Annotated in this window: 18 protein-coding genes and 1 other RNA gene; 11 read left to right on the forward strand and 8 right to left on the reverse strand. The window is 67.4% G+C overall.

Features of this window, described 5'->3' with window-relative positions:
- Positions 1-8 precede the first annotated feature (8 nt).
- Both L1F06_RS09400 and L1F06_RS09405 read right to left on the reverse strand, forming a co-directional pair.
- The gene (locus tag L1F06_RS09400) at positions 9-695 is read right to left on the reverse strand and encodes a hydrolase (RefSeq protein WP_003243736.1); all 687 of its coding nucleotides are present in this window, start codon (positions 693-695) and stop codon (positions 9-11) included.
- Positions 696-833: 138 nt separating this feature from the next.
- The gene (locus tag L1F06_RS09405; RefSeq protein WP_129483353.1) at positions 834-1,811 is read right to left on the reverse strand and encodes an alpha/beta hydrolase; all 978 of its coding nucleotides are present in this window, start codon (positions 1,809-1,811) and stop codon (positions 834-836) included.
- 163 nt (positions 1,812-1,974) lie between these two features.
- Here L1F06_RS09405 and arcD point away from each other — a divergent pair, with 163 nt between their 5' ends.
- From arcD to L1F06_RS09440, 7 genes are all read left to right on the forward strand, one after another.
- A complete protein-coding gene (gene arcD / locus L1F06_RS09410; protein WP_129483354.1) occupies positions 1,975-3,402 on the forward strand; it encodes an arginine-ornithine antiporter in 1,428 nt (475 codons plus the stop codon).
- Between the two features lie 68 nt (positions 3,403-3,470).
- On the forward strand, positions 3,471-3,875 hold the full coding sequence (locus L1F06_RS09415) for a hypothetical protein (protein WP_129483355.1): 405 nt from the start codon (positions 3,471-3,473) through the stop codon (positions 3,873-3,875).
- Positions 3,876-3,949: 74 nt separating this feature from the next.
- On the forward strand, positions 3,950-4,249 hold the full coding sequence (locus L1F06_RS09420; protein ID WP_003243744.1) for a hypothetical protein: 300 nt from the start codon (positions 3,950-3,952) through the stop codon (positions 4,247-4,249).
- Positions 4,236-5,636 carry a TolC family protein gene (locus L1F06_RS09425; RefSeq protein WP_129483356.1) on the forward strand — a complete coding sequence of 467 codons (1,401 nt, stop codon included), beginning with the start codon at positions 4,236-4,238 and terminating at the stop codon, positions 5,634-5,636. Before L1F06_RS09420 ends, L1F06_RS09425 begins: the two co-directional genes overlap by 14 nt.
- A gap of 16 nt (positions 5,637-5,652) precedes the next feature.
- Entirely contained in the window at positions 5,653-7,065 is a 1,413-nt protein-coding gene (locus L1F06_RS09430) for a multicopper oxidase family protein (protein WP_129483357.1), read from the forward strand.
- A 51-nt stretch (positions 7,066-7,116) separates the two neighbouring features.
- Positions 7,117-7,611 (forward strand): cupredoxin domain-containing protein, encoded by a 495-nt coding sequence (locus tag L1F06_RS09435; RefSeq protein ID WP_129483358.1) that lies wholly within the window; start codon positions 7,117-7,119, stop codon positions 7,609-7,611.
- Positions 7,612-7,630: 19 nt separating this feature from the next.
- Positions 7,631-7,927: a copper-binding protein gene (locus tag L1F06_RS09440; protein ID WP_003243752.1), complete on the forward strand. Its 297-nt coding sequence runs from the start codon at positions 7,631-7,633 to the stop codon at positions 7,925-7,927.
- 12 nt (positions 7,928-7,939) lie between these two features.
- On the opposite strand, the gene L1F06_RS09445 is transcribed toward L1F06_RS09440, so the two are convergent.
- The 3 genes from L1F06_RS09445 to L1F06_RS09455 form a co-directional block, all read right to left on the reverse strand.
- Complete coding sequence (locus L1F06_RS09445; RefSeq protein ID WP_129483359.1) at positions 7,940-10,252, reverse strand: EAL domain-containing protein; 2,313 nt, start codon at positions 10,250-10,252, stop codon at positions 7,940-7,942.
- Positions 10,252-11,484, reverse strand: a complete 1,233-nt coding sequence (locus L1F06_RS09450; RefSeq protein WP_129483360.1) for a tetratricopeptide repeat protein — start codon at positions 11,482-11,484, stop codon at positions 10,252-10,254. The genes L1F06_RS09445 and L1F06_RS09450 overlap by 1 nt, the downstream gene beginning before the upstream one ends.
- A gap of 150 nt (positions 11,485-11,634) precedes the next feature.
- The gene (locus L1F06_RS09455) at positions 11,635-11,913 is read right to left on the reverse strand and encodes an HU family DNA-binding protein (protein ID WP_003243757.1); all 279 of its coding nucleotides are present in this window, start codon (positions 11,911-11,913) and stop codon (positions 11,635-11,637) included.
- 332 nt (positions 11,914-12,245) lie between these two features.
- On the opposite strand from L1F06_RS09455, the gene L1F06_RS09460 reads away from it, so the two are divergent.
- The gene (locus L1F06_RS09460; RefSeq protein ID WP_129483361.1) at positions 12,246-13,880 is read left to right on the forward strand and encodes a methyl-accepting chemotaxis protein; all 1,635 of its coding nucleotides are present in this window, start codon (positions 12,246-12,248) and stop codon (positions 13,878-13,880) included.
- A 103-nt stretch (positions 13,881-13,983) separates the two neighbouring features.
- Positions 13,984-14,080: signal recognition particle sRNA small type (gene ffs, locus L1F06_RS09465), an RNA gene on the forward strand.
- Between the two features lie 432 nt (positions 14,081-14,512).
- Here ffs and L1F06_RS09470 read toward each other — a convergent pair.
- From L1F06_RS09470 to imuA, 3 genes are read right to left on the reverse strand one after another with little or no spacing between them, the layout of a single operon-like run.
- Positions 14,513-17,593, reverse strand: a complete 3,081-nt coding sequence (locus L1F06_RS09470; RefSeq protein WP_129483362.1) for an error-prone DNA polymerase — start codon at positions 17,591-17,593, stop codon at positions 14,513-14,515.
- Positions 17,590-19,011, reverse strand: coding sequence for a Y-family DNA polymerase (locus L1F06_RS09475; protein ID WP_129483363.1), 1,422 nt, complete (start codon positions 19,009-19,011; stop codon positions 17,590-17,592). The genes L1F06_RS09470 and L1F06_RS09475 overlap by 4 nt, the downstream gene beginning before the upstream one ends.
- A 1-nt stretch (position 19,012) precedes the next feature.
- Positions 19,013-19,630, reverse strand: a complete 618-nt coding sequence (gene imuA, locus L1F06_RS09480; RefSeq protein WP_129483364.1) for a translesion DNA synthesis-associated protein ImuA — start codon at positions 19,628-19,630, stop codon at positions 19,013-19,015.
- Between the two features lie 183 nt (positions 19,631-19,813).
- Here imuA and pqqF point away from each other — a divergent pair, with 183 nt between their 5' ends.
- Positions 19,814-22,198, forward strand: coding sequence for a pyrroloquinoline quinone biosynthesis protein PqqF (gene pqqF / locus L1F06_RS09485; RefSeq protein WP_129483365.1), 2,385 nt, complete (start codon positions 19,814-19,816; stop codon positions 22,196-22,198).
- A gap of 288 nt (positions 22,199-22,486) precedes the next feature.
- The gene (locus L1F06_RS09490; RefSeq protein ID WP_129483366.1) at positions 22,487-23,671 is read left to right on the forward strand and encodes a porin; all 1,185 of its coding nucleotides are present in this window, start codon (positions 22,487-22,489) and stop codon (positions 23,669-23,671) included.
- Positions 23,672-23,965: the final 294 nt, after the last annotated feature.

Below are 23,965 nucleotides of genomic sequence, written 5' to 3' on the forward strand. Positions count from 1 at the left end.
TCATGGGCTCAGATGGGCGCCGCCACCGGGGCCAGGGTCGGGCCGTGCTGCACCCGCTCCGGCGCCTTGTGCACCATGGTGTAGGCGTAGTCCACGCCCATGCCGTAGGCACCGGAGTGTTCCTTGACCAGGGCCATGACGGCGTCGTAGGTGTCGCGGTTCTTCCAGTCGCGCTGCCACTCCAGCAGTACCTGCTGCCAGGTCACCGGCACCACGCCGGCCTGGATCATGCGCTGCATGGAGTAGTCGTGGGCGGCCTGCGAGGTGCCACCGGAAGCGTCGGCGACCATGTAGATCTCGTAGCCGGCGTCGTGCATGGCGGAGAGGGCGAAGGTGGTGTTGCACACCTCGGTCCACAGGCCGGAAACGATGACCTTGTTGCGGCCGTTCTTCTTCAGCGCGTCGCGAACCTTCTGGTCGTCCCAGGAGTTCATCGAGGTACGTTCGAGCAGCGGCGCGTCGGGGAACACGGCGAGCAGTTCGGGGTAGGTGTGGCCGGAGAAGCTCTCGGTCTCGACCGTGGTGATGATGGTCGGCACGTTGAAGATCTTGGCCGCCTTGGCCAGGCCCACGGTGTTGTTCTTCAGGGTTTGCCGATCGATGCTCTGCACGCCGAAGGCCATTTGCGGCTGCTGGTCGATGAAGATCAGCTGGCTGTTGTGCGGGGTCAGGACTTCGGTTTTGGGATTGCTCATAGCGGTTACCTGTCGGTGAGGCGGTGGACGATGCACGCATCCCGTCGGTCGTTGCCGTCGGGGAGACGAAAGGACTATTGCAGAGCGGCCGCCGCCTGGATTGGATGTAACTGCGGTTCTGGTATCGGGCTGTGGCGTTCAGGCCAGGTGTTCGCGCAACGCCGCGCCGGCCTGCTGCATGGCAGTGCGCACCGCAGGCACCTCGGCGATCACGTTGAGCAGGCCATAGTCGTGGATCATGCCGTTGTAGCGCACCGCGCTGACCGCGACGCCGGCCGCGCCCAGGCGGCGGGCATAGGCTTCGCCTTCGTCGCGCAGCACGTCCATCTCGGCGGTCTGCACCAGCGCTGGCGGCAGGCCCTTGAGCTGTTCCAGGCTGGCGCGCAGCGGCGAGGCGTGGATCTCGTTACGCTGCTTGGGGTCGGTGGTGTAGTTGTCCCAGAACCATTCCATCATGCCGCGAGTGAGGAAATGCCCCTCGGCGAACTGGTTGTAGGAGGCGTTGTTGAAGTTGGCGTCGGTCACCGGCCACAGCAGCAGCTGAAAGCGCAGCTTCGGTGTACCGGCCTCTTTCGCCTTGATGGCGACCACCGCCGCCATATTGCCGCCGACGCTGTTGCCGGCCACGGCCAGGCGCGAGGCATCGACACCGATCTGGCTGCCATTGGCGGCCACCCATTGGGTCGCAGCAAAGGCCTGGTTGATCGCAGTCGGGTATTTCGCTTCGGGCGAGGGGGTGTAGTCGACGTAGACCGCCGCGGCGCCGGAATGCACCACCAGGTCGCGGATCAGCCGTGCGTGGGTGGGATAGTCGCCCAGTACCCAGCCGCCACCGTGGAAGAACATGAAGCCCGGCAGGTTGCCCTGGCTGCCCGCCGGACGCACCACCACCAGCTTGAGCGTCTGGCCGGCAGCCTCGATGCTGTGTTCACGGGTTTCCACGGGCGATAGATCGACCTCGACCGAGGCTTGCGCGCCCACCAGCACGGCGCGGGCTTCCGCAGGCGATAGCCGTTCCAGGGGCGTGCCACCACCGGCGGCCAGGGCTTCGAGAAAGGATTGCGTGTTGCGTTCGACGCCGGGACTGCCGGCGCCCAGGTTGGGGGAAGGCTGCATGGCGATTCACCTCATGATGGCTGAAGGAGCTGTAGCGCTACTGCGTCGGGCATCTTCTGCCCTTGCGGTCGATCCGGCTTGTACCGGCCTGCCGTTTTGGCATCAGGCTGCTGCCGGGCTGCTAGAGTGAGAGCGGAGTCGCTGGCGTCCGCACGAGGTGGGCATGACAGGGGAAAGTCGCAAGCTGGGCCTGGGGTCGCTGACCGCGCTGGTGGTGGGCTCGATGGTCGGTGGCGGGATCTTCTCGCTGCCGCAGAACATCGCCGCGCGGGCCGATGTCGGCGCGGTGCTGATCGGCTGGGGCATTACCGCGGTGGGCATGCTGGCGCTGGCCTTCGTGTTCCAGGGCCTGGCCAACCGCAAGCCGCAGCTCGATGGCGGAGTGTACGTCTACGCCAAGGCGGGCCTCGGCGATTACATGGGTTTTTCCTCGGCCTGGGGTTACTGGATCAGCGCCTGGCTGGGCAATGTCGGCTATTTCGTCCTGCTGTTCTCGACCCTGGGTTACTTCTTCCCGGTCTTCGGCCAGGGCAACACGCCGCTGGCCATCGCCTGCGCCTCGGGGTTGCTGTGGTGCGTACACGCCCTGGTGCTGCGCGGCATCAAGGAGGCGGCGCTGATCAACCTGATCACCACCGTGGCCAAGCTGGTACCGATCCTGCTGTTCATCGTCATCGTCGGCCTGGCCTTCGACCGCGACATCTTCACCCGCGACATCTGGGGGCGCAGCAATCCGCAATTCGGCGGCGTGCTGGAGCAGGTGCGCAACATGATGCTGGTCACCGTGTTCGTGTTCATCGGCATCGAAGGGGCGAGCGTGTACTCGTCGCGTGCCGAGCGCCGCCGCGATGTGGGCAAGGCCACGGTGATCGGCTTTCTCGGCGTGCTGGCGCTGTTGATGCTGGTCAATCTGCTGTCGCTGGGGGTGATGAGCCAGCCCGAGCTGGCGGCGCTGCAGAACCCGTCCATGGCCGGAGTGCTGGAACACGTGGTAGGGCGTTGGGGGGCGGTGCTGATCAGCATCGGCCTGGCGGTATCGCTGCTTGGTGCGCTGCTGTCCTGGGCGCTGCTGTGCGCCGAAATCCTCTTCGTCTCTGCCAAGGACGGCACCATGCCGGCCTTTCTGCGCCGGGAGAACGCCAATCAGGTGCCGGTCAACGCGCTGTGGCTGACCAACGGCATGATCCAGCTGTTCCTGCTGATCACCCTGTTTTCCCAGGGTACCTACCTGTCGCTGATCTATCTGGCGTCATCGATGATTCTGGTGCCCTACCTGTGGTCGGCGGTCTATGCGCTGCTGCTGGCGCTGCGCGGTGAAACCTACGAAGACCAGGCCGGGCTACGCCGCAAGGATCTGGCCGTCGGCCTGCTGGCGGTGGGCTACGCGATCTGGCTGCTGTATGCCGGTGGGGTCAAGTACCTGCTGCTGTCGGCGTTGCTCTACGCGCCGGGGGCGCTGCTGTTTCGCCAGGCCAAGCGCGAGCAGGGGCAGGTGCTGTTCACCCGCTACGAATGGCCGATCTTCGCCGCCGTATTGCTGACCGCCGTGCTGGCCGGCTATGGCCTGTATGCCGGTCACCTAACACTGTAGGGCTGGACAAAGCGGCCAGCGCGCGGATAATCCGCCCCATCGCCCTCTGACCCTGGCCTCGCGACCCCATGCGCAAATCCCTGCGTACCGCCCTGATCTGGATGCTGATGCTGGCCCTGCCGGCACAGGCCATGGCGGCGCTCGGCATGCAGTTGTGCGAGCAGGTGCATCGCAGCGGCGCTCTGCAGATGAGCTCGACTCAGCAGGGCGAGCACGGCATGCACCACGACATGGCGGCCGACAGCGCACATGGCGCGCATCAGGACGCCGCCCCGGTGGCCAGCAGCGATGCTCCCGCCGATGGCAGCCTCTGCACCCTGTGCGCCTTCTGCGTCGGTGTCGCCGCGCCCAGCCAGCCGTTTCTGAACGACTCTGCCCTGCAAACCGTCGAGCCGGCTACAGCCTGGCCCGACCGCCTTATCGTCGGCGTGGCCGACACGCCCGAACGCCCCCCGCGTCTTTCTCTCGCCTGAGCCCCTTAGGTAGCGCCGTCCTGCGGCGCCTGTAGCTCACGCGGCCGCCTGGCCGCCGTACGCGAGAACACATCATGACTTTGCATTCCCTTGCCGGAAGGCTGCTGGGCATCGCTGCCCTGGCGCTGCCCGGCATCCTGATGGCGGCCCAGCCCGATCCGCTGGACGCCAACGCCGCTGTGCCGGCGCAGGATTACCGTTCCCCTCTGCAAGACTACCGTGCCCAGGCCGACGAGCCGTTGCAGGACTGGCGCGCGGCCAACGACCTGGTCGGCCGTATCGGCGGCTGGCGCACCTACAGCATGGAAGGCTGGGAGCAGCCGGCCGAGCAGGGCGCCGAGCCCGTGGAGGGAGGTGGCCATGACCATCATTAAACCCGCCGTACTGCTCTGCGCCGCGCTGCTGCTGGCCGGCTGCGCCGGCTTCAGCCAGGACGGCGGCTTCGACCCGGTGCAGCAAAGCGCCGAGCGCCAGCTGGACAAGCAACTGCTGTGGGCGCGCGACGAGGCCGGCCGTGGCCAGATCGAGGCGCGCGTCGCCGAGTTGCTGGCCGAACCCCTGAGCCTGGATGCCGCGGTGCAGCTGGCGCTGCTCAACAACCGTGGTCTGCAGGCGTCCTTCGACGAGCTGGGCATCGGCGAGGCCGAGCGCGTGCAGGCCGGGCGCCTGCCCAATCCCGGCTTCTCCTACGGTCGTCTGGAAAAGGGCAGCGAGGTCGAATACGAGCGCGGCCTGCACCTGAATCTGGCGCGGCTGATCGCCCTGCCGCTGACCTCGCGCCTGGAAGGACGGCGCTTCGAGCAGCTGCAGCGGCAGACCAGCCTGGCGGTGTTCGACCTGGCCAGCGAGACGCGCAAGGCCTGGTACCAGGCGGTCGCCGCCGAGGAGAGCCTGGTCTACGCACGGCAGGTGCTGGACGCCGCCGAAGCCGGCGCCGATCTGGCCCGGCGCATGGCCGCAGTGGGCAACTTCAGCAAGCTGCAGCAGGCCGAGCAGCAGAACTTCTACGCCGAAGCCGGCATCGGCCTGTTGCAGGCCGAACAGGCGCGAGTACGTAGCCGCGAGCAGCTGACTCGGCTGCTCGGCCTGTGGGGCGAGCAGCTCGACTACCGCCTGCCCGAACGCCTGCCGGCGCTGCCGAAAAACGCGGACGAGTTGCCGGACGTGGAGCGCCTGGCCATGAACCAGCGCCAGGACATCCAGGCCGTGCGCCTGGATGCCGAGCGCCTGGCGCAGAACCTAGGCCTGACCCGCACCACGCGTTTCATCAACGTGCTGGAGCTAGGCGTGGTCAACAACCGCTCAAACGAGGAACCGACCCAGCGCGGCTACGAGATCAGCGTCGAGCTGCCGCTGTTCGACTGGAGCGGGGCCAAGGTGGCGCGGGCCGAGGCGCAGTATCGCCAGGCGCTCAACCGCGCCGCCGAGACGGCGGTCAACGCCCGCTCGCAGGTGCGCGAGGCCTATCACGCCTACCGCAACGCCTTCGAGCTGGCGCAGCACTACCGCACCGAGGTGCTGCCGCTGCGCCAGCGCATCGCCGAGGAAAACCTGCTGCGCTACAACGGCATGTTCATCAGCACCTTCGACCTGCTCGCCGATGCGCGCCGCCAGGTGCAGGCGGTGGATGGCTACCTGCAGGCGCAGCGCGCCTTCTGGCTGGCGCGCGCCGACCTCGACATGGCCCTGTTGGGCGCCCCCAATCCCTCGCTCGGCGCGGCGCCTGCCGCTGCTGCCGAGCCGGCCGCCGCCGGCCACTGAACAAGGAATTTCCCAGATGGTTTCACGACGCGATTTCTTTCTCGGGGCTGGCGCCATCGGCGCTGCGGTGGCCACTTCGGCGGTCAGCCGGGTGGCCATGGCGGCCCTGCCCGAACCGGTGCTGCAGGCCAGCGCCGACACCCAACCGCCGTTGCAGCCGAACAGCGGGCGCCCCTACAACCCGGTGGTCACCCTCAACGGCTGGACCCTGCCGTGGCGGATGAACAACGGCGTCAAGGAGTTCCACCTGGTCGCCGAGCCGGTGGTGCGCGAGCTGGCGCCCGGCTACAAGGCCCACCTGTGGGGTTACAACGGTCAGTCGCCGGGGCCGACCATCGAGGTGGTGGAGGGCGACCGGGTGCGCATCTTCGTCACCAACAAACTGCCCGAGCACACCAGCATCCACTGGCACGGCCAGCGTCTGCCCAACGGCATGGACGGCGTGGCGGGCCTGACCCAGCCGGCGATTCCGGTGGGCAAGACCTTCGTCTACGAGTTCGTCGCCCGCCGCCCCGGCACCTTCATGTACCACCCGCACGCCGACGAGATGGTGCAGATGGCCATGGGCATGATGGGGTTCTGGGTCACCCACCCCAAGGAGCATCATCCGCTGATCAGCGAGGTGGACCGCGACTACTGCTTCCTGCTCAGCGCCTACGACATCGAGCCGGGCGCCTACACGCCGAAGATCATGCAGATGCTCGATTTCAACCTGTGGACCTTCAACAGCCGCGTGTTTCCCGGCATCGACCCGCTGGTGGCGCGCCAGGGCGAGCGCGTGCGCCTGCGCGTCGGCAACCTGACCATGACCAACCACCCGATCCACCTGCACGGTCACGAGTTCGAGGTCACCGGCACCGACGGCGGGCCGACCCCGGTCGGCTCGCGCTGGCCGGAGGTGACCGCCGACGTGGCGGTGGGGCAGATGCGCCAGCTCGAGTTCATCGCCGACGAGGAGGGCGATTGGGCGCTGCACTGCCACAAGAGCCACCACACCATGAACGCCATGGGGCACGACGTGCCGACTCTGGTCGGTGTCGATCACCGCGACATGACCCGCAAGATCGCCAAACTGGTGCCGGACTACATGGTGATGGGCGAGCGCGGCATGGCCGACATGGCGGAGATGCAGATGCCGCTGCCGGACAACACCGTGCCGATGATGACCGGCGACGGCCCGTTCGGCTCGGTGGAGATGGGTGGCATGTTCACCATGCTCAAGGTGCGCAAGGAGCAGGCCGCCGGCGACTACCGCGACCCGGGCTGGTTCAAGCACCCAGCCGGCACCGTGGCCTATGAATGGAAAGGCGCACTGGCCAGCCCGAGCCGCTCGCACGACGGCGGCGGCCAGTCGATGCCACTCAAGCAGCCGCTCGAGGCGCCGGTGGAAGTGCAGGTACGCAAGCCCGGCGGTCATGCCGGGCATTGACGGGGCGGGCCGCCACGCGGCCCGGTCCCCACAGCAAGCGAGGATTCACCGATGAAAACAGCACACTTACTGGTTCTGACCCTGATCGGGCTGCTCGGCAGCCCGGCAGCGCTGGCCCATAGCGAGACGCACGAGGAGCATCACGCCGCCGTAACGATCAGGGAGCAGAAGCCCTGGGGCATCGCCGGCGACGCCAGCGAAGTCGACCGCACCATCGAGATCCGCATGACCGATCAGATGCGTTTCACCCCGGATCGGCTGCAGGTCCGGCAGGGCGAGACCATTCGTTTCGTCCATCACAACGACGGCAAGATCCTCCACGAGTTCGTCATCGGTACCCGCGAAACCCTGGATGAACATGCCGAGGCGATGCTGCGTTTTCCCGGCATGGAACACGACGAGCCCTACATGGCCCACGTTGCACCGGGGCAGAGCGGCGAGATGATCTGGACCTTCAACCGCGCCGGCGAATTCGATTTCGCCTGCCTGATCGCCGGCCACTACCAGGCCGGCATGGTTGGCACCATCCGGGTGCTGGCCGACTGACCTACGAGAGGAAACACGCATGAAGAAGCAACTGATGATCGCGGCGCTGGCCGCCCTGTTCAGTCTGCCGTTGCAGGCCGCCGACCCCGCACCGCTGAGCCAGGGCGAGGTGCGCAAGGTGGACGCCGCCGCGCAGAAGATCACCCTGCGTCACGGCCCCATCGCCAGCATTGGCATGCCGCCGATGACCATGGTGTTCGAGGTGGAGCCGGGCAGCCTGCTCGAGGGTGTCGAGGCCGGTGACAAGGTGCGCTTCCAGGCGCGCCAGGAGGGTAACCGCTACATCGTGACCGAACTGCAGGTCGTCGAGCAGTAGCCGGCCTGGCGCTCAGGGCGGCGGTTGTGTCTGCAACTGCGCCTGCGGCATGCCGATATGCTGGCCCTGGGAGTAGTCGATACCCAGGGCCAGCACCTTCTCCTGCACCGCTGCCGAGTGCACGAACTCGGCCACCGTCTGCATGCCGAGGCTGCGGGCGAACTGCACGATGCCCAGGGTCACCGCCAGGGCGTTGGGGTCGCTGTCGAGCTGGCGGATCAGGCTGCCGTCGATCTTGATCAGGTCGACGTTGAGTCGCAGCAGGTGCTCGAAGTTGGAGTAGCCGGTGCCGAAGTCATCGATGGCGATGCGGCAGCCCAACGCCTTGACCTCGTCGATGAAGGCGCGCACCTGGCTGTAGTTGTCGATGCCTTCGGATTCGAGAATCTCGAAGATCAGCCGGGGCCCCATGCCGCTGTGCTGCAGCTGTTCCTTGATGGTCTGGCTGAGCTGCGGGTCGATCAGGTCTTCGTAGGACAGGTTGATGGAGAACTCGTAGGGCAGGTCGCGAAAGCGTTCCAGGCATTTCTCCAGCATCACCCGGGTGATCTGCCGGTGCAGGCGGATTTTCTTCGCCACGCCGAGAAAGCGCCCCGGGTTGATCACCTGGCCATCGTCATCGAGCATGCGCACCAGGCACTCGAACTTGCCGATGCTGCCGCCGTGGTTGTCGAGAATCGGCTGGAAGTGGGGCAGCAGCCGGTCTTCCTGCAAGGCCGTCTTGACCTTGTTGGCCCATAGCAGATTCTGCTCGTACTCCTCGCGGATCTTCAATGCCGGGTCGTAGAGCAGGTGGTTGCGCTGCTGCAGGCGCGCCAGCTTCAGCGCGATGGTCGCCGACGCCAGCAGGCTGTCGCGTCCCTGGCGGGCCTCGCCGGCACTGAGCCTGGCGGCGCCGAAGGTGGCGTTGAAGCCCACCTCCTGGCCCTGCCAGTCCAGCCGCTGGCGCTGGATGAAGGTGCCCAGTTCGTTCATCCGCGCCTCCAGCGCTTCGTCGCTGAGCCGGGGCAGCAGCACGGCGAACTCGTCGGCGGTGAGGCGGTAGAGGCGTGCGCTGTCGGCCTCCAAACGCAGGTGCTGCAGCAGCTGCGCGCCAAGGTGGCGCAACATCTGGTCGCCACAGGCGTGACCATAGAAGCCGTTGATTTCCTTGAAGGCGTCGAGGTTGAGCAGGATCAGGCTCGGCCGTGGCGTGCGCTGCAGGTCCAGCAGCAGGCGCGCGCGGTTCGGCAGCTGGGTCAACGGATCGGTGTAGGAGGCCTCCAGCTGGCGCATGGTGTTGGCGATCAGGTGCAGCAGCAGCGCCGCCAGCAGCAACACCACCAACCCGGTGAGCACGAGAATGCGCAGGTTGCTCTGGCGCATCGGGGCCAGCACGGCGTCGATCTCGTTCTGCGGTACACCGAGGCCGAACAGCATGTTGGCGCGGGTCATGGCGAACAGCAGGGCATAGCGCTCGCCGTCGATCAGCAATTCGCGACTGTAGAGCTGAGCCCGCGCTGTGCCGGGAGCGCCGGTGGTGGTGGCGGCCCGGGTCAGCTGCTCGGCGAGGATGGCATCCATGATGCGCTGCGCCGCCGGGGTGTCGTCGCGTTCGCTGAGGCTGGTCAGCTTGCGATTGTCGCGATCGAGCAGGAAGGAAAAGGTATTGGGCGTGAGCTTGATGTCGCTGATCAGGCGCACCACGTCCTCGCTGCGCCAGTCGCTGCTGGCCAGGCCGATGATGCGCTGGCGACGGTCGTACAGGGGCGTGGCCAGAGTGATCACCGCGGCATCCGACAACGGGTTGTAATAGGCGGCGCTCCACAGCAGTGGCTCGGCCAGTGGCAGGTTGCGCGGCTGATCGCTGGGCAGCAGGTTGCGATACCAGTCCAGGCGCCGCGGGTCGCCGCTCTGACGCAGCACTTCGATGCGCCGGTCCGCCGCCCAGTGCGCGTAGATTCCGGGGGTATCGGCCAGTGCCGGGAAATGACCGGGCTCGAACCACAGGCCGACGCTGAAGGCATCGCTGAAGTCGCGCAGCTTCTGCCGCAGTTGCGTTTCCAGCTCTGCGGTATTGCCGCTGCGCTGCAGCAGCTCACCGAGACGGGCGAGGGATTCGGTGTGCAGCTCCATGCGCCGGTGGTGGCTGTTGATACGGCCGAGATTGGCGTAGAAGTTGTCCTCGATCTGGCTGCGGCGCAGCTCGGCCATGGCGCGCTGGGAATAGTCCAGGTTGAGCGTGGACATCACCCACATCGCGGTCAGAAACAGCGCCACCAGCAGCAGCACCAAGAGCATCAACAACCGCTTGGAGGAGCCCGCCAGGCGGGGCAGGCTGGCCATCAACGCTGATCCAGTGCCCGGCGCACCTGCGCCTGAGCCTGGGCGATCTGCCCGTCGTCGAGTTGCGTGCGCAATTGCTGCAGGCGGGCTTCGGCGCGCGGCTCGCCATTGTCGCGCGCCAGGCTGATCCAGACGTAAGCCGCTGCGGCATTGGCCGCTACCCCGCGGCCCTCGGCGTACAGCTCACCGAGCTGGTACTGCGCGGCCGCGCTGCCCTGGCGCGCGGCGCGCAGCAGCCAGTCGTGCGCCTTGTCGTTGCTCGCCGCGACGCCCTTGCCCTCGAGGTAGATCAGGCCGAGCTCGAGCTGCGCCTCGCGATGTCCCTGCCTGGCGGCCTGCTCGAAACGCTGGCGCGCCTTGATGGGGTTGGCCGCGACGCCCTGGCCACGCTGATACATGCGCGCACTCTGATACTGGGCGCGGGCCAGGCCCTGGTCGGCCGCCTGGTCGAACCAGCTCAGGGCGGTGGCGGGGTTCTGCTCGACGCCCTGACCGCGCAGGTACAGCTGGCCCAGCTGGTAACGCCCGTCGGGCGACTGTTCGGCAGCGCGGCGCGCCCAGTGCAGGGCCTCGGCGTATTTCTTCAGGCTGCTGGCGATCACCGACAGGTTGTACTGGGCCTTGCCATCGCCTGCCTCGGCCGGCGCCAGGCAGGCGTCACGAGCCTGGCTGTAGTTCTTGATGGTGAACAGCAGATAGCACTCGTTGGCCTGTTCGGTGCCTGCGCTGGTCGTTCTGGGCGACCCTTTGCCGATGGGCGTTGCCTGGCTTGGGGTAGGGCGCTCGCTCGTCGCCACGGGTTTGATCTGAGCGGCAAAGGCGGCAATCTCCGCCGGACAGGAATCGGCATAGCTGGCGCGCATCTGCTGCAGATTCTCGTTGGTCTTGTCGCGTTCGGCGTAGCGCAGGGCAACCTGCCGGCACCGGCGCTGGCGCTCCTCGACGACCTGACGCAGATGGGCGCTGCGGCTTGGGTCGCTGCCATGCTGATCGAGGTAGTGAGTCAGGGGGGCGATGTAGGGCTGGTCGAACAGCGCCGCCAGCTCCCGATCATACTGCGCAGTGTTTTGCGCAGAGCCCTGGTTGCCCAGGTTGCGCGCCTGCTGGCTGATCCGTTCGCCGGCCTTGCTCAGCAGTTCGCTCGATCGGGCGATCAGGCCCTCCTGTGGCTGCAGGCTCGAGCAGCCACTGAGGCAGAGGAGGCAGGTAAGACAGACGATCAGCTGGCGCACGGGCTCCCCCCAAACTTCACGGCTGCCGAGTGGCGGACGATTTCAGCGAGTCGGCCTGACTACTCTAGTCGAAAACGGGGGAGGTTGATCTGGGCGCCAACCGGAGCGGGAAACTGGCCGCCGTTGGTGCGCGCGGCGGCCAGCAGGAACTCAATTGAGCGCGTCGGTCAGGGCCTTGGCAGGCACCAGCTTGACCACTTTCTTCGCGGCGATCTCGATTGCCTTGCCGGTCTGCGGGTTGCGGCCGGTGCGGGCAGGGCGCTCGCTGACTTTCAGCTTGCCGACGCCGGGCAGGGTGATTTCGCCGTCGTTTTCCAGGGCGTCACTGACGATTTCACCCAGCTGATCGAGCAGTGCACGGACCGTGCTCTTCGGCAGGTCTACGGCTTCGGCCAGGTCGCCGATCAGTTGGTCTTTGGTGATTGCCATGATGTAACTCCATTATCAGATGAGGGGGTCGGCCTCGGCGCAGGGCTCAGGCACGGGCGTAGTGGCCGAAGGCGGGGAACGCTAGCACAAATGTCGGCGACGCGTGGTCGTGCGCGGTAGGTGGGTTAGCCCGCGTTAGTCGGTGCGTTGCGGCCTGTGGTTCCCGAGTGCGACGAAAATACGCAGCGCAACGACCGGTGGCTTCGGCGTGGCGGGTTTGCCCGTCGGGATGATGGCAGCGGGGGCGTGATATCCCGAATATGCGAGATCGCCCGGCGTGGCGGTCAGGCTCGACTAAGCTTTTGAAACACGTATCGAGCTGGAGTGCCTTCATGCTACGCGCCTTCGCTGACCTGGGGTTTCGCTGGAAAATCGCTCTGCCGATTCTGCTGCTGGCGGCCTTGCTGGTGACCATGGGCGTGCTGGGCATGCGTGGCATCGCCCAGGTGGCCGAATCCAGCACCACCCTGACCAATCGCCATCTGCCGGCCATCAGTCTGCTGCTCAACGCAGATCGTGACCTCTACCAGGCCTTCGTCGCCGAGCGCAGCCTGCTCGACGAAAACGCTGAAGAGCATGCCGCCCAATTGCGCAAGGTGCATGCCGACAATCTCCTGCAGGCCTATGACCGCGTGCACAAGTTCGCCGCCATGCAGCCCGGTAGCCAGGCGCTCGCCCTGGTCAGCGAGTTCGACCGCGGCTTCGAACGCTGGAAGTCCACGTCCCTGCGCGTACTGGAGATGAGCGCGAGCGATCCGGAAGCTGCCAGCCGGCTCAGTTTCGGCGATAGCGAGATGCAGTTCGAAGAGGCGCGCAATGCCATCGACAAGCTTGGCGAGCTGGAGGACGAGGCGGCCAATTCAGTCGGTACCGCCGCCATTTCGCGCGGCGCCGCACTGGCCTGGCAGCAAGGGCTGATCATCGCCATCGGCCTGCTGGTGTGCCTGGTACTGGTGATGGGTTTCCCCCTGCTGGTGACCCGACCGTTGCACAGCCTGCTGCATCGCATCGAGCAGATTGCCGATGGCGACGGCGATCTGCGTGTGCGTCTCGATGTGCTGTCGAGGGACGAACTCGGCAAGCTCAGCCATGCCTTCAACCGCTTTCTGGACAAGTTGCAACCGCTGATCAAGGAAGTCGGGCGCGTCACCGGTGAGGTGGCCGATTCGGCCAAGAGCCTGGCCGGCATGGCGGCGGCCAATGATCGGCTGATCAGCAGTGAGCACGCCGCGGTGGACCAGGTCAGCACAGCCGCTACCGAAATGAGCGTGGCGGTGCATGAAGTTGCACGCAACGCGCAGAACGCCGCCGACGCGGCGCGGCACGCCGAAGTGCAGTCACGCGAGGGCGCGCAGGTGGTCGGTACGACCATCCATTCGATACGGCAGCTGGCGCAGGAGGTGGAGAGCGCTTCCGACACCATCCAGACCCTGGAGCAGGAAACCGCCAACATCGGCGCGGTGCTGGCGGTGATCAAGGGCATCGCCGAGCAGACCAACCTGCTGGCGCTCAATGCTGCCATCGAGGCAGCGCGGGCAGGAGAGCAGGGGCGCGGTTTCGCCGTGGTCGCCGATGAGGTGCGGGCACTGGCTGCGCGCACCCAGGAGTCGACCAAGGACATTCAGCAGATGATCGAGCGCTTGCAGATCGGCGTGCAGAATGCGGTCAAGGCCACCCACTCCGGCAGCGCCCGCGCGCGGCAGAGCGTGGAGCAGGCAGCCGGCGTCGATCAGGCGCTGAGTGTGACCGGGGATTCGGTGCAGCGTATCAACGACATGGCCGCACAGATCGCCACCGCCTGTGAGCAGCAGAGCAGCGTCACCGAAGAGATCGCGCGCAACATCAGCGACATCCGCGACCTCTCCAACGAAGCGGCGCAGACCTCGGAGCAAAGCACCCAGGCCAGCCAGCGCCTCTCCGAACTGTCTACCGATCTGGCCCAGCTGGTAGGGCGTTTTCGCGTGTAGGAAACCGCTTGGCGCATCTAAGTGATTGAAGCGGTTGTAACTTTGCATTTAGTCGTTACAATGGCGCGGCCCGTTGCAATGGCGGGCAGCGTTATGGTGGCCCTGCCGGTCCCCTCGCATTGATCAGCCGTGAACCCGGTCAGGCCCGGAAGGGAGCAGCCGCAGCGGTGACATCGAGTGCCGGGGTGTGGCTGGTGGGGTCCACCTCCATAGCCTATGTTCTTTTAACGGTTTTCGCTCTCTTCACCTCAGTGATCATGGGGCGATCTATCGTGCCACCACTTCCTCCCTGCCTCTGGCCACCCCGTTATTCGATCTTCAATTTCAGGATCATGGAGCCTGGAGATCTGCGTTCGTTTTCCCCTGTTTTGAGACGCTCCGTCCGCTGCAAACGCACTACCATCGCGAAGCACTGATTAGTGGTCGCGTATTGCTTCTGCCTCAACAGTGCGATTCCTCAGGAAAGGAGGCGTTTCCCCTGCGAGTCTTGGTTGGAAAGCTCCGCTGTAAGCCTTACAGCTGTAAAGCTCGTTACATACGGATCACTCGCCAGCGGCAAATTTCATTTTCCAAATCAAGTAGTTATCGAATGGCATAAAGGGCTATCGCCCCAGTGCTGATCTCGCTCCGGGTCAGTGAAAATCCCGGCTCTTCACATCGAGCCCGGTCAGCAGCGGGCTCAGGTCAGTCAGGCGTCCGGCGATGACGTGGCGCACGCCGTCGGCGCTTTCCAGGTGGCCGTCGATGCGCAGCAGGCGTGATTGCAGCAGCACCCGGCGCTGGCGCTCGGCCAGGTCATGCCAGACCACCACGTTGACCATGCCGAACTCGTCTTCCAGGGTGACGAAGATCACCCCGCTGGCGGTCTGCGGGCGCTGGCGGCCGATCACCAGGCCGGCGACGCTGACCGGCCGGCCGTGCTCGACTGTGCCCAGTTCGTGCGAGCTGCGGCAGCGTTTGGCCCTCAGTCGTTCGCGCAGCAGCGCCAGCGGGTGCGGGCCGAGGGTGGTGCCGAAGGTGGCGTAATCCGTCAGCAGGTCTTCGCCGACCGTGGGCCGTGGCAGCGCCACGGGTTCTTCACGGCTGGAATGGCCGGCGAACAGCGGCAGCTGCGGTTCCACTCCGGCCACCGCCCAGCGGGCGCGATAACGGTTGCCGGCCAGACCGCGCAGGGCGCCGGCGTCCGCCAGGCACTCGCGCGCGCGGGCATCCAGTGCGGCGCGTCGGCACAGGTCGTCCACATCGGTGAAGGGCGCCGCCTGCCGCGCCGCCTCGATGCGCAGGGCATCCTCCTCGCGAAAGCCGCGCAGCAGGCGCAGCCCCAGGCGGATTGCCGGCTGCTCGCCGCCGCTTGGCTCCAGGCTGCAGTCCCAGGCGCTGTGGCGTACGTCCGCCGGGCGCACCTTGATGCCGTGGCGGCGGGCGTCCTGCAGTACCTGGTCGGGGCTGTAGAAGCCCATCGGCCAGCTGTTGACCAGGGCGCAGGCGTAGGCGGCCGGCTCGTGACATTTCAGCCAGCAACTGGCGTAGGTGAGCAGGGCGAAGCTGGCGGCGTGGGATTCGGGGAAGCCGTAGCTGCCGAAGCCCTCGATCTGGCGGAAGATGCGCGCGGTGAATTCCGCCGTGTAGCCTTTTTCCAGCATGCGTGAGGTGAGCCGCTGGCGATGCGGCTCCAGCCCGCCGTGGCGCTTCCAGGCGGCCATCGAGCGGCGCAGCTCGTCGGCCTCGCCGGGGCTGTAATCGGCGGCGACCATGGCCAGCTCCATCACCTGCTCCTGAAACAGCGGCACGCCGAGGGTGCGTGCGAACACCGGTCGTAATTCGTCTGAAGGATATTCCACCGGCTCCTCGTCGTTGCGCCGGCGCAGATAGGGATGAACCATGTCGCCCTGGATCGGCCCGGGGCGGACGATGGCCACCTGGATCACCAGATCGTAGAATTTTTTCGGGCGCAGGCGCGGCAGCATGGCCATCTGCGCGCGCGACTCGATCTGGAACACGCCGACGGTGTCGGCGCGGCTGATCATGGCGTAGGTCGCCGCATCCTCCTGCGGCAGGCTGGCCAGGGTCCAGCGGGTGCCGCGGTAGCGCTCGATCAGGGCGAAGCAGCGGCGCAGCGCGCTGAGCATGCCGAGGGCGAGGATATCGACCTTGAGCAGGCCGACCAGGTCGAGGTCGTCCTTGTCCCACTGGATCACGGTGCGCTCGGCCATGCTGGCGTTCTCCACCGGCACCAGGGTCTGCAGCGGGTGTTCGGAGATGACGAAGCCGCCCGGGTGCTGCGACAGGTGGCGGGGAAAGCCGATCAGCTCGCCGGCCAGGGTCAGGATGCGGTGCAATGACGGGCTGTCCGGGTCGAAGCCGGCCTCGCGCAGACGCTCGGCGTCCGGTATGCGGTCGCTCCAGCGTCCGCAGCAGTCGGCCAGGGCGCCAACCTGGTCGGGCGGCAGGCCAAGCGCCTTGGCCACGTCGCGCAGTGCGCCGGCGCCGTGGTAGGTGCTGGCCACCGCGGTGAGCGCCGCGCGTTGGCGGCCATAGCGGCGAAATACATACTGGATGACTTCCTCGCGGCGCTCGTGCTCGAAGTCGACGTCGATATCCGGCGGCTCGTTGCGCTCGCGCGAGAGAAAGCGTTCGAACAGCAGCCGGCTGCCCGAGTTGTCCGGGTTCAGTTCGGTGATGCCGAGGGCGAAGCACACGGTCGAGTTGGCCGCCGAGCCACGGCCCTGGCAGAGGATGTGCTGCTCGCGGGCCCAGCGGACGATGTCGTGCACGGTGAGAAAGTAACTTTCGTATTCCAGTTCGACGATCAGCTGCAGCTCGTGCTCGACCTGCGCCCGCACCTTGGCGCTGGCACCGTTCGGCCAGCGCCAGCGCAGGCCTTCTTCGACCCGATGACGCAGCCAGGAGGTTGCGTTGTGGCCGGCCGGCACCAGTTCGTGCGGGTACTGATACTGCAGCTCGCGGAGCTCGAAGCGGCAGCGCGCGGCAACTCGTAGCGTCTCGTCGAGCAACGCCTGCGGATACAGCTCGGCCAGTTCCTCGCGGCGGCGCAGGTGGCGCTCGCCATTGGGAAACAGCCAGGCGCCGGCTTCGGCCACCGGCAGATGCTGGCGGATGGCGCTCATGCAGTCCTGCAGGGCGCGGCGGCCGCGGGCGTGCATATGCACGTCGCCGCAGGCCAGGGCGGGAATGCCCAGGCTCGCGGCCAGGGCCTGCAACTGGCGCAGGCGGGCGGCATCGTCGGCGCCGCGGTGCAGTTCGATGCCCAGCCACAGGCGGTTGGCAAAACGCTGGCGCAACCAGATGCCCTCGTGCTCGCTGGCCTGCGGTTCGGCCAGCCAGATCGCCAGCAGGCCGGCCAGCGGCGTGTCGAGGTCCTCGCGCAGCAGGCGGTAGCGACCCTTCTCGGCGCGGCGCCGGGCGACGGTGATCAGCCGGCACAGCGCCTGGTAACCGGCCAGATCCTCGGCCAGCAGCACCAGCTTGGGGCCGCCCTCGATAGGCATCTCGCTGCCGACGATCAGCGCCAGGCCGGTCTCCCTGGCCGCCTGCCAGGCGCGCACGATGCCGGCGAGCGTGCATTCGTCGGTGATCGCCAGGGCCCGGTAGCCGAGGCGCGCGGCGCGCTCGAACAGCTCGCGGGCGCTGGAGGCTCCACGTTGAAAGCTGAAATTGGACAGGCAGTGCAGCTCGGCGTAGTCGGGCGTCATGCGAACCAGCCGTGCAGTTGCAGCGGCCCTGCGCCGCCGACCGGGCGAAAGGCCCAGGCGCGCTGGCCGCTGCGGGTTTGCACCAGGTAATAGTCGCGGCGCAGGTCGCCGCCGTCCCACCAGCCCGATTCGATGCGCTCGGGCCCGGCGAGGATCAGCAGGCCGGCCTCGGCCAGCGGCTGAGGTTCGCCCAGCAGCCAGCCGGGACGCGGCCCGACGCTGGGCAGCGGCGGTGTGCGCCGGTCGCTCTCGGTCTGCCAGCTTTGCTCCGGGCGGTGATCGGCGCGGACGCCAAGGCCCTGTACCGCCTCGTCGCCGAGGCGCGCACGCAGGCGTTCGCGCAGTTGCTCCCAGGGCAGCGACTGCTGCGGTCGCTCGTCGAACAGCTGGCGGTGCTGCGGAGCGAAGGCCGGCAGCTCGCGGGCCTCCAGACGCAGCGCCAGCACCGGCGCCGGCAGTTGCAGCTGCTCCAGGCGGCCGCGGGTCAGCTCCAGCAGCATGGCCGGATCGCGCTCGGCGCTGAGCAGGCCCACCACCAGCTGGCTGGCCGGGCGATTGCGGTGCTCTAGATGCAGGGTGAAGCGCTGCACGCCGCTGTCGCGCCCGGCCAGGTAGGCGGCCAGATCGGCGGTCAGGCGGCGCAGCGGAAACAGCAGCGCCTGGTGCGACTCGACCTCGAAGTTGAGCTCGATGCGCGCATCGAAACGATCCGGCGGGCGGTAGAACTCCAGGGCCAGCGCCCGTTCGCCGAGCAGGCTGTCGAGGTGGCGCAGCAGCTCGGCCGGAAAGCGCCGCGCCAGACCGTCACGCGGCAGCGCGAGCAACTGCTGCAGGCTGCGCAGGCCCATGCGGGCGAGGGCGGAGGCGGTCTCGCGGGACAGGCCGATACGCTCGACTGGCAGGCGCTCGAGCGCGGCGCGCAGCTCGGCCGCGTCGCCGATCGCCAGGCCGTCGTGGACGTTGGCCAGCATGCGCGCGGCGACCGGATTGGGCGCCAGGGTGATGCGCTGCTGGAAACCCAGCTCGCCCAGCTCCCGGCGCAGGCGTGCCTCGAAGCGCGGCCAGGGGCCGAACAGGCCGAGGCTGGAACCCACTTCCAGCAACAGGCAGCGCGGGTAGTGCAGGCTGACCTGGGCGCTGAAACCATAGGCCCAGGCAGCGAGAAACTGCTGCCAGCGTTCGATGGCGGCAAGGTCATAGTCGGCGCTGGCGAAGCCGCGGGTCAGCGCCTGCGCTGCGCTGAGCAGCTGGCCGGGCTTGAGGCCCAGCGCCCGCGCCGCCGGGTTGACCGCCTGCAGCACGCGCCGCTGTGGCGGGCCGCCGAGCAGCACCAGCGGCTCGGCCGGATCGACGCGCTGGCGCATGACGCCATCGAGCGCCAGCTGCGGCAGCAGGATGCAGGCCCAGAGCGGGTTCATCTCAGGACCAGGCCGCGACCGGCAGCGGCTGCGCCGGAGCCAGGCCGCCGCGGCACTTGAGCACGCGCAGCTGCGCCGGCCGGGCCTCGATGGCCAGGCGCAGGGCTGCCGGTGACGGGTTGATCGCCTCGCCCAGCGGGCGGTAGGCGAAGGCCAGGGTCTGCCCGGTCTCGGCCGCCACCTGCAGGCGGCGCAGGGCGCGATCATCGGCCTGCTGCGGCCAGCACAGCACCGCGCCGCAACTGCCCGAACGCAGGCATTGCTCGGCTGCCCACAGCGCGTCGCGGCCCTGGGCATGGACGATGCTCAGCTGGCGCAGATCGACCTGTGCCGCCAACCAGGCCTGGGGGTAGGGCAGATGAGGCGGGGCGACCAGCACCACGCGCTCGCCGGCCTGGGTCAGCCGCGCCAGGGTCGGCCACAGCAGGCGCAGTTCGCCGATTCCGGAGGCGGACACCAACAGTTCGCTCAGCGCCGAGTCGGGCCAGCCGCCGCCGGGCAGCAGGGCGTCCAGCGCGGCATGCCCGGTCGCTTGGCGACTGGGCGCGCGGGCAACGTCCTGGGCACGCCAGAGGCGGCGACTGTCGAAGAGGTGCTCGAGGGCGACCACGGCAGACATGGCGGTGAAAACTCCAAATACTGTCTATGCATACAGTATTTGGTTTGCCGTGGTTGCGGTCAAGCCGCCGGTCGTCGTGCAGCTCGCAAGCCGATGACCGTTCTGTCCATGTCGTTCCAAAGCAGCATTGCCAGGCGCAGTCGGTTAGGCTGAAGCTGCTGACCTGTCGTCCGAGAATGATCGATGTCGCATCTAGCTTCCGTCCCCATGCAGCGGCTGCGCCTGGCCAACGGCGCCGAGCTGTGCGTGGCGCAGCAGCCCTGGGCCGAACGTGTGGGGATCTGCCTGCGGATGGCGGCGGGCAGTCACGACGAGCCGGCCGCGTACCCGGGGCTGGCGCATTTTCTCGAGCATCTGCTGTTTCTCGGCAGCCGCGGTTATGGCGTCGAGCAGGGGCTGATGGCCTATACCCAGGGTTGCGGCGGCCAGGTCAACGCCTCGACCCAGGCGCGCCATACCGATTTCGTCTGCGAGCTGCCGGCCGAGCGCTTGCAGCCGGCGTTGGCGCGCCTGCTCGACATGTTGCGCTGGCCGCTGCTCGATGGCGCCGCACAGCGGCGCGAGCGCGAGGTGCTGGATGCCGAGTATCAGGCGCGTAGCCAGGACGCCGACAGCCGCATCGATCACGCCCTCGGCCAGGCGCTGGCGGCGGGGCATCGCTGCGGCGACTTCCTGGCCGGCGAGCGCACCAGCCTGGCGCTGGAGCAGAGCGCGTTCCAGGAGGCGCTGCAGGGCTATCATCGCCGCCATTACCAGGCCGGCAACATGCGCCTGACGCTGGTCGGGCCGCAGCCGCTGGCTGAGCTGCTGGAGATTGGCCGGGCCCTGTTGGAAGAGCTGCCGGCGGGTGAGGCGGTGGCGCGCGAAGCGCCGCCGTCCATGCTGCCGCTGCGGGCGCCGCGCCCGGGCCTGCAGCATGCTGTCGAAGCGCTGTACCTGGGTTACGCCGTGCAGCTGGATGAACCCGGGCTGATGCCTGCGCTGGAGCTGCTGCTGGACGTGCTGCAGGACCCGGCACCCGGCGGACTGCTTGCCGGCCTGCGCGCGGCGCGGCTGTGCCGACAGCTGCAGGCGCGGGTGCTGTACCGGCATGCCGGACAGTGTCTGCTGCGCCTGGACTTCGCTGGCGCCGAGGCGCAGCGGGGCGGCCAACTGATCGCCGAACTGCAGGGCTGGCTCGCCCGGGTGCGGTTGGACCCGCTCTGGCCGGCGCGTCTGGCCGACTGGCGCCAGGCCCAGACGTTGCGCCAGTTCGGAGCGGGGCCGCTGGCATTGGCGCGCAGCCTGCAGGAGCCCGATACGGACGACGCCAGCCTGTTGCTCACGCTCGATGCCTTGCTTGTCCAGCTGGCCGAAGGCGCCGGGCTGATCGAGCTCGTTTGCGACAAGCAGCAGCGGCCAGCGTGGCCGGCCATTGGCCTGGCGCTGCCGCTGGCTGCATTGCCGGCGCGCGAACTGCCCGCAGCGCAGCTGAGCGGGGGGCTGGCAGCGGTCGAATCGCTGCTGGCGCTGACCGATGCGGCGTCGCCCAGCCTGCCGCCTGCCCGCTTGCGTCACCATCCCGGCGCGGCCGCTGGTGGGCCGGCGGCGTTGCACTGGCGCGGCGAGATTGCCGGGCAGCATTCGCTGCCCCAGTTGCAGGCGATGCTGCAGGCGCGTATCGCCGATGTGCAACGCGCCTGCGAACGCCTGGGCGTCGCCTTGCAGCTGGGCGTCGAGCCGGGCGCCTGGAGCCTGGCGCTGCACGGCGCTGCGGCCCTGTTGCCGGCCTGTAGCGCGCGGCTGTTGCCGCTGTTGCTGGCGCCGCTGCCCGAGGTGGCCGAGTCGGTGCCGGAAGGCCTGCTGCTGCGCCGGTTGCTGCAGTGCCTGCCGGAGCTGGGCGGTGCCCGGGGCGGCTTGGGTCTGCAGGGGCTTAGCGTCGGCCTGGGTGAGGGCAAGCGGGCGCAGCTGGAGGCGCTGTTCGCCGCGGTCGAACCCTTGCCCGCCGGGCAGCCGCAGGCGGTGTCAAACCACGAGCTGCTGTGGCGTGAGGTGGCGCAGCCGGGTGGTGATGCGGCGCTGGTGCTGCTATGCCCGCTGGCGGATGACGAGCCGCGCAGCGAGGCGGCCTGGCGCCTGCTAGGGCAACTGCTGCAGGGGGCTTTCTATCGCCGTCTGCGCGGCGAGCTGCAACTGGGCTATGCGCTGTTTGCCGGCTACCGCCAGGTGCAGGGCGAGCGCGTGCTGCTGTTCGCCCTGCAGTCGCCGGTGTGCGAGGCGGCCGGCATATTCGCGCATATCCGCAGCTTTCTCGACCAGCAGCGCCAGCGGATCGCCGAGCTGCCGGATGCGGAGTTCGAGCGCTGCCGCGAGGAACTGGCGCAGGCTCTGCGAACGCCCAAGGGCAATGTGGCGCGTGCCGAACAGCTGTGGCAATTACAGCTGGCTGGACTGAATGAAGAGCGCCCGCAACGGGTGCGCCAGGCATTGGCTGAGCTGACGCAGGATGAGCTGCAGGCGGCCTATGCGCAGTTGTTGCAAAGCGGCAGCTGGCGGGTGCTGGCCAGCGGGCCTGGACCACACGCCTAGGCGCGATTTTTCTTCTCCCTCGATTCCTCGGCGGCCTGTGGTGCGCGCAGCGCACCCTACGGGATGGATGCGCCGTGCGCTTCTACGCCCAAGGATTGTGCCGGTACTACGACCTTTCGCCCGCTACCGGTAGCAGCCCGGTCGCGGGTCGCCCGGGGCAAGCCGGGCAGGGCGCGCCAAAGCAGCAGGCAAACGCTGCCAAGGCAGCGTATGGCCTGCCCTGGCGCCTTTCGATAATCGCCTCCGACCCGACTGCCCTGGCGGTCGACCACTCAAGCGGAGAGCGTTATGCACAACAAGAAGATCGCCAACCCCCGGTTTCTGCCCCTTGCCCTGGCTGCGGCCGTAGCGCTGGTCGGCACCCAGCAGGCCGCCGCCGAAATCGTCCTGTACGACAAGGACGACACCACCTTTTCCACCGACGGCTATATCAACGCCTTCTACGTCAACAGTGACGTCGATCGCGAGGGCGAGCAGTTCGACCGTCGTCAGTCGCGGGTGAAGATGGGCTTTCTGCCCAACTGGATCGGCTTCAACTTCGGCAAGCAGATCGACGATCTCAAACTGGGCGGCCGCTCCTCGTTCTGGGTGACCATCAACGATAGCGAAACCAACGGCACCGATACCGCCATCGACGTGCGTCAGTTCTACGGCACCGTCTCCAGCCCGGAGTGGGGCGAGGTGCTGGTGGGCAAGGACTTCGGCCTGTTCTCGCGCTCCAACATCTTCCTCGACGAGCTGCTGGCCGGTTACGGCAACGTCTCCGATACCCTCGGCCTGGTGGACGGCAACGGCGTGTCCTTCGGCAACATCGGCACCGGCTACCCGTACCCGTTCCCGACCTCGCAGATCACCTACCGCAACAACAACCTGGCCGAAGGCTTGCGTCTGGCGGTTGGCATCATGGACCCGGTCGACACCAACGACGACAGCCCGACCGGCAAGGCCTACCAGGAAAACCCGCGCTTCGAATCGGAAGTCAGCTACCAGTTCGATGTGGGCGGCTCGACCATCTACACCTGGGTCAACGGCGCCTACCAGACCTCGGAGAACACCGACGACACCGTCGACAAGGTCACCTCCAAGGGCCTCGGCTATGGCGTGCAGGCCAAGTTCGGCGGCCTGTCGCTGACCGGTTCGGGCTTCCAGGCCAAGGGCATCAACCCCTTCTTCACCAACAACCTGGGCGAGCCGACCCTGCGTGACATCGACAGCGACGGCTACCTGTTGCAGGGTTCCTACACATGGGGCAAGAACCGCGTGGCGCTGTCCTACGGCAAGACCGAGGACGACGGCAACGGCCTGGGCGTGGCAGCGGACTACGAGACCCGCGGCATTGCCTACTTCCGCACCATCAACGACAACCTCAAGCTGGTCGCCGAGTACAACCAGTACCAGATCGACGCCGCCGCAGGCAGCGGTCTGAACGAGGACACCGACACCTTCGCCGTGGGTGCCGTGCTCAGCTGGTAAGCACCGTTGCACAAGGCCGGGCAGGGGGCGACCTCTGCCCGGTCTTTTTTTCGGAACATGGGCACATGGCTCTGGCTTGGCGGCGTGCCCCCGGAACGACGAATGACTCGCAAGGCCCATCGTCTGGTGACTTGATCCTGTGCCCCTCAGATACAGGGCGGAGCCTCCATAGGTTCCTGTTGGCTGTCGGTCTCTTTGGGTTTGGATGAGGGGTAATCCACGCGCCTTATATTGCTGAAATTAAATTGCATGCAATTTAATTGCTCGCTATTTTGCTCCCAGCTTCCAGCCCAC

Source organism: Pseudomonas hydrolytica, assembly GCF_021495345.1.
Taxonomy (GTDB): Bacteria; Pseudomonadota; Gammaproteobacteria; order Pseudomonadales; family Pseudomonadaceae; genus Aquipseudomonas; species Aquipseudomonas hydrolytica.